4 protein-coding genes are annotated in these 6,050 nt (G+C 66.5%); all 4 read left to right on the forward strand.

What is annotated here, in order from left to right:
- Positions 1-199 precede the first annotated feature (199 nt).
- The 4 genes from STE01S_RS19385 to STE01S_RS19400 all read left to right on the forward strand — a co-directional run bounded on the left by STE01S_RS19385 (position 200) and on the right by STE01S_RS19400 (position 5,937).
- A complete protein-coding gene (locus STE01S_RS19385; protein WP_062770881.1) occupies positions 200-1,549 on the forward strand; it encodes a tyrosine-type recombinase/integrase in 1,350 nt (449 codons plus the stop codon).
- Entirely contained in the window at positions 1,546-3,333 is a 1,788-nt protein-coding gene (locus tag STE01S_RS19390) for a hypothetical protein (protein ID WP_062770883.1), read from the forward strand. Before STE01S_RS19385 ends, STE01S_RS19390 begins: the two co-directional genes overlap by 4 nt.
- Positions 3,330-5,492, forward strand: coding sequence for a hypothetical protein (locus STE01S_RS19395; RefSeq protein ID WP_062770885.1), 2,163 nt, complete (start codon positions 3,330-3,332; stop codon positions 5,490-5,492). Before STE01S_RS19390 ends, STE01S_RS19395 begins: the two co-directional genes overlap by 4 nt.
- Before the next feature lie 163 nt (positions 5,493-5,655).
- Positions 5,656-5,937 (forward strand): hypothetical protein, encoded by a 282-nt coding sequence (locus STE01S_RS19400; protein WP_062770887.1) that lies wholly within the window; start codon positions 5,656-5,658, stop codon positions 5,935-5,937.
- The last annotated feature ends 113 nt before the right edge of the window (positions 5,938-6,050 follow it).

Raw genomic sequence — 6,050 nt, forward strand, 5'->3', positions numbered from 1 at the left:
GGCCTTATCTGGACAGTCTGCGCCGCCCGCAACATTGCAGTAAAGTCGGCGATGGACGCCCACGGTAGGCAGTAATCAGGCTGGCCGTAGCGCTGACCCAAGAGCTGGCGGAGGCCAGCCTGATTGCTGCCGGGCCATAAGGCGCAACGGTGCGAGGTCAGCTTCCGGGTGGGGGGTCCGGGGGGAGGGTTTAGCGCCGGTGTCGATCATTACTGTCTGCGAGCGCCGCGAGGCCAAGGGCCTCGATGCACATGTGCCGCTGATCCTGCGCGGCGACGCGCTCTATGATCCCGATCTGGACCGTTTCTTTCTCGACCTGCCGCTGTCGGGCGTTCGCTCGCGACATTCGCTTCGCGCCTATGCCTATGATGTCGCGGTCTGGCTTCGCTTTCTCGATGCCTGCGGCAAGACCGTGTGGGCTGCGACCCGCGACGATGTCGATGCCTATCATCGTGAGCGACGCCGCGACGAGGCCGATCACCGCATCACGGCGGCAAGCTGGAACCGGGCCGTCGCCAGCCTCGATCGCTTCTACCGTTGGGGCGAGCAACATGGTCTGATCGCCGAGGCGCCGTTCAGCCGCCGCGCCGTGTGGCGACCGGCGCAGGGCGGTCGCCGCGGCATGATCGCGGCGCGCAACGACGCCTATGAACGTGTCGCCAGGCGGTCGGATGTGCGGTTCGTCACGATGGACGACTACCGCATCTTCCGCGAGGTCGGCTTGCGCGGCCTCACCCCTGACGGCACTGAGCGCCCCGGCGCGCGCGATCGGAACGGGCTGCGCAACGCGCTATTCGCCGATCTTCTCGTCACCACCGGCCTGCGCCTCGAAGAGGCGTCGGGCCTGCTCGCTGCCGAGCTCGCAGCGATCGACCGCGACGGCGACCATGCTGGGCAGGCTTGGCTGCCTCTCCCGCCGCCGCTCACCAAGGGCGACCGGGGACGCAGTGTGCTGGTCCCGCGTCGGCTGCTGCGTCAGATCGCAGCCTATGTCGCCGTCGAACGCGCCGCGGGCGTGACCAAGTTCGCCGCGCGGGACGGCGCGGCCAAGCTCGAACGACCGATCCCTGTCACCCGCGCCGGTCTCGACCGCATGCGCGATGTCTGCACCCCGGAGGAACGATGCCGCCTGATCCTGTGCGACGAGGATGGAGCGCCCCGCGAGCCGGCGGCGCTATGGCTGACCGAGGTCGGGCAACCTGTGCGCCCCAACTCGTGGGAGGTGATCTTCACCCGCGCCTGCAACCGGTGCGCGGAGAACGGCTTCCCGCTGTCGATCAGTCCGCACCAGCTTCGCCACACCTTCGCAGTCCATATGCTCGCCTTGCTGATCCAGCAGCGACTGCGCGAAGCAGCATTGCCGGCGGGGCCGGTGGAGAGCTACCGGCTGATCCTGGGCGATCCGCTGCAACAGGTGCAACGCCTGCTCGGCCACGCGAGCCTCGCCACCACCTATATCTACCTCGACCATATCGCGACCCGCGCCGATACGGTGGATGCGGCTGTCGAAGAGCTGCTCGCGCTGCTGCCGGGACCGCAGGGCGCATGAGCGGACGTCCTCGCAAGGGCCGGCCCGTCGCCTTCACGCCGATCACGCCGGAGCCACCACAGCCCGATCCGGTACTCGGCCTCAAGTTCACCATCGAGGCGCGGCATGGCGGAACGGTCCTGGTCGATATGACCGGGCTCGATCCCCGTCCGCTCGCCATAGCCTTCGCCGGCGCGCTGCGTCGGTCGGCCGCGATCGAGGGACCGATCGGTGCGGCCAGCGTCATCAAGCAGTATGTTCAGGTTTATCGTCACTTCTTCGCCTGGCTTGGCGATGATGCGCCGGAGGTGGCTGGCGTCAGCGACCTGCGCGCAGCCCATATCGATGGCTTCGCGTCCGCGCTCGAACGGCGCGGGATGGGCGCGATCCACCGGCACAAGACGGTCAGCAAGATCATCAACACATTGCGCGCGATCGAAGCCGACCGGCCCGATCGGATCGCGCTCGACCTGCATGAGCGGCTGCGCTATACTCTGGCCACGTCGGCGGGCCGCTCGACCCCGCGCGATGCTTACAGCCCATTCGTCGCCCGCGCATTACGCGACGCGGCGCGGGCCGATGTGGAAGCGATGTTCCGCCGGTTCGGCGCCGACGACCGGACCGATGAGGACGACCCCGTAATCGCCAGAGCCCGCGCCGATGTTGAAGCCATCATTACACGCCATGGAGCTATTCTGACCGATCGCGTCGAGATGCGCCGCCTTTATTTCATGCGATTGCGGCGCGGCCTGCCGTTCAGCACGCTCATCGACGATCTTCATGGCCGGCATCATCTACTTGCGAGTGATCTCGCGGCGTTGCTCGTGTTGCTCACGCTCGATACCGGCCTCGAGCCCGAGTGCCTGAAGGCGCTGACCGTGGATTGTCTCACCAACCCGCATGCCGGCACGGTGGAGCTGCGCTATCTCAAGCGCCGCGCGCGCGGCGCCGAGCACAAGAGCATGCGCGTCCGCGACGGCGGTAGCGGCACGCCTGGCGGTCTTATTCGCCGCCTGATCGACGTCACCGCCATCGCCCGCGAGCATCTGACCGATGATCGTCTTTGGGTTTATCACAACGCTGGCGGCCTGCGGGCAGGTATCGCTCATCCGAAGGAGCGGATCGCTGCCTGGGTAGCGCAGCATGCTATTGTCGACGACGACGGCAAGCCGCTCCACCTGCTGCTCTCCCGGCTGCGCAAGACCCACAAGGCGCTGTGGTACACCAAGACCGAGGGGCATATGGCCCGCTTCGCGGTGGGCCACTCGCGCGAGGTTGCAGCGCGCCACTATGCCGATCTGCCGTCGCTCCGGCCATTGCACGAGGCTGCCATCGCCGACGCCTTTCGGGAAGCGGTCGCCACAGCCACGCCGACCGTGCTTCCGCCCACCACCGAGCAGGAGCTGCGCGAAGCACCCGAACAGGCCGCGCCGCTGATGCCGCCCGATACCGTGGGTCCGTTGCTCGACGGCGAACAGGATGTCTGGCTCGCCGCCTGCGCAGGCTTCCATAGCAGTCCCTTCGCCGAGGCCGGATCACCCTGCGCGCAGCCCTTCTGGGGCTGCCTCGATTGTCCCAACGCCGTCATCACCGCGCGCAAGCTCCCCGCGATCCTCGCCTTCCTCGCGTTCGTCGAAGAGCAGCGATCGAGCCTGCCGGCGAGCGACTGGGCGGCCAAGTTCGGCCGCGTCCATGCTCGCATCACCGCCCAGGTCCTGCCGACCTTCTCCGATGCCGTTGTCGCCGATGCGCGCCGGCAGATGGAGAGCGAACGGCTCTATCTGCCGCCGGAGGCCCGCGCATGACCACGCCCGCCCATGCCCAAGCGCCCGCCTTCGACGATCGCCCCGTGCTGGCGAGCGCGCCGCTCAAGGCGGGCCATATCCGCGAGGATCTGTCGTGCGTTGGCGATCCGAGCTGGGATCTCGGCCCCGCCGTATTCCGCGAGAACGCCCGGCGCTGCCACGTCACCGTGCATTTCGACGTGCTCGAGCATGCCGATGTGCAGGCAGCGATGCGCGCCTATCTCTATGCCCGCCTCAACGTCGATCTTCCCGGTTACCGCCCGAAGCTGCCGCCGGCGAGCATCCGCCAAGCATTCAACCGCGCACGCCGGTTCTTCGCGTTCGCGCGCTTGGCGCTTGGACGGCTCGACCTTAATCGCGTCGATCAGGCTTTGGCCGATGCCTATGTCCGGCACCTTCGGGCCGATCCGGCCCGGCGACCCGTCATCGTCGGCCACCTTCTCGAAGTGGTCTCAGATCTCTATCACTATCGTGACCACCTCGCCGGCGGAGGCCTCGCGTTCGAGCCCTGGGCAGGACAAGCCCCGGCACGCGTCGCAGGCTACCGGTACGTCCGCGAGAACCGCACGCCGCGGTTCCCGGAAGAGGTCATCGCCGCGCTACTTGCCTGGTCGTTGCGCTACGTCACCGTCTTCGCCGACGATATTCTCGCCGCCCGTCGCGAGCTTGATCGGCTCGAAGCGCGCCGGGATCGTCTTGCTGCCGCCGACTCCGGCCTCCCGGAGGCTGATCGCCGGCAACGTCGCCGCACCCGCCTGAAGGCCTATTTCGATCACCGACGCCGCGAGGGGCGCGGCGCGCCGATCTGGGGCACGGCTCATAACGGCAGGGTGCGCGTCGATCCCAAGACCGGCACCGTGACCCCACCGATCAACGCCCATCTCCTGCATCTCCATGCCGGGATCGACGTGCAGGCAGAGCCAGGCGCGCATTTCATGCTGACCGGCGGTGAAGCGAGGTTGATCGACGCGGTGGCGACCGAGCTGGGGGTGGAGGTCGGCGGCATGGATACGTCGATCTCGATCGATCCTGAGAGCGGGCGTCCATGGCGCGAACGCTTCGACGCGAAGACCCTCGCGAACGAAGAACGGATGCTTCAGGCGGCCGCCTATATCGTGTGTGCCTATCTGACCGGCATGCGCGACTGCGAGGTCCAGGCGATGCGGCGCGGGTGCCTCTCGATCGCGCGCAGCGAGGACGGCTTGATCGAGCGGCATCGCATCCGATCGACCATCTACAAGCGCCGGTCGGCCGTGGGCGAGGCCGCGAGCTGGGTGACGATCGAGCCGGTCGCCGATGCGATCGCGGTGCTCGAACGCCTGTCGGCAGGACCGACGCGCGCCAGCGGCAGCGATACGCTCTGGCCGGTGCTGCGCTCCAGCGCTGTCGCCAAGACGCATCTGTCGAGCGAGGTGGTCCGCCAGCTCAATGCCTTCCGCGATCACCTCAACACCGCCTTCGGCAGCCCCGATGAGCCGGTCATCCCACCCGGACCCGATGGCAAGCCGTGGCGCATCACGACGCGGCAGTTCCGGCGCACGATCGCGTGGCACATCGCCAACCGACCGTTCGGCACCATTGCCGGCATGATCCAGTATAAGCACGCCTCGGTCGCCGCTTTCGAGGGCTATGCCGGGAGCAGCTCATCCGGGTTTCGCGCCGAGGTCGAGGTGCAGCGCCGGCTCGGCCAGATTGACGACCTGCTGGACTATTTCGACCGGCGGAAGGGCGGCGCATCGCTCGGCGGTCCGGCGGGACCGCGCATCGCGCGGACGCTCGACGATGCCGCCGTCAATCTCGGGCCATTGCCCGCCATGATCGCCGATCGCGCCCGCCTGCGCGTCATGCTCGCCAGCGTCGCGCGCACCTTCCATGTCGGCCCGCTCGCGGATTGCTTCTTCGATCCCGCGACCGCGCTCTGCCTCAAGCGCGTGACGACCCCCGATCCCGCACAGCCGCTCACCGCCCTGTGCGAGCCGACCCGCTGTCCCAATGCCTGCATCACCGCCCGCCATAGGCCACAATGGGAGCGCGCGGCTGCCGATGCCAGGGCACACTTACGCGAACGGCGCATTTCCGATCTCCAGCGTCAAGCACTTCAAGCCGAGGTCGAACGCCTGAGCGCGGTGATCGACGCGATTGATCTTCCAGTACCGTAGTCTAGCTGACGACGGTCTCTATGTCTGTCGGGAATGGCCACGTTCTTTCGGTCTCGGACCAAAATCGGCCTGTCCGGTCCAGACCAGACTACGCCATACAGCGCCAATTGACCTCTTCTCGTTTCCGGTCATTCTACGCCGACATATTGAGAGGAGGCCGCCGATGCTCATTCTTGTTCAGCTCGACATTTCCAAGGCGGAAATGGATGCGTTTGACGAATATGAAACTCAGGTTCTCGCGTTGTTGGGGAACCACGGCGGAAAGATATTGGAGCGCCTGCGCTCGATCGATGGGAAGAGCGAGATCCACTTGCTGCATTTCTCAGACCCAAATGCCCTGGAGACGTTTCGCTCCGATCCTGACCGCACTGCCCTTCAAGAGCTGTGGTTGAAATCCGGGGCCTCATCCAGTCTCACTGAAGTCCGACGATTGAGCCTAGCATGAAGCAGCCAATCTGAAACCCACCCCAATTCAGTCCTTTCGTTCACTGCCTGATTAAACCGAAATCGGTCAGATGTTCGGGTGAGAGTTCCAGCTAGGCTTGACTGTCAGGATAT

Source organism: Sphingopyxis terrae subsp. terrae NBRC 15098, from assembly GCF_001598815.1.
GTDB classification, from domain to species: domain Bacteria; phylum Pseudomonadota; class Alphaproteobacteria; order Sphingomonadales; family Sphingomonadaceae; genus Sphingopyxis; species Sphingopyxis terrae.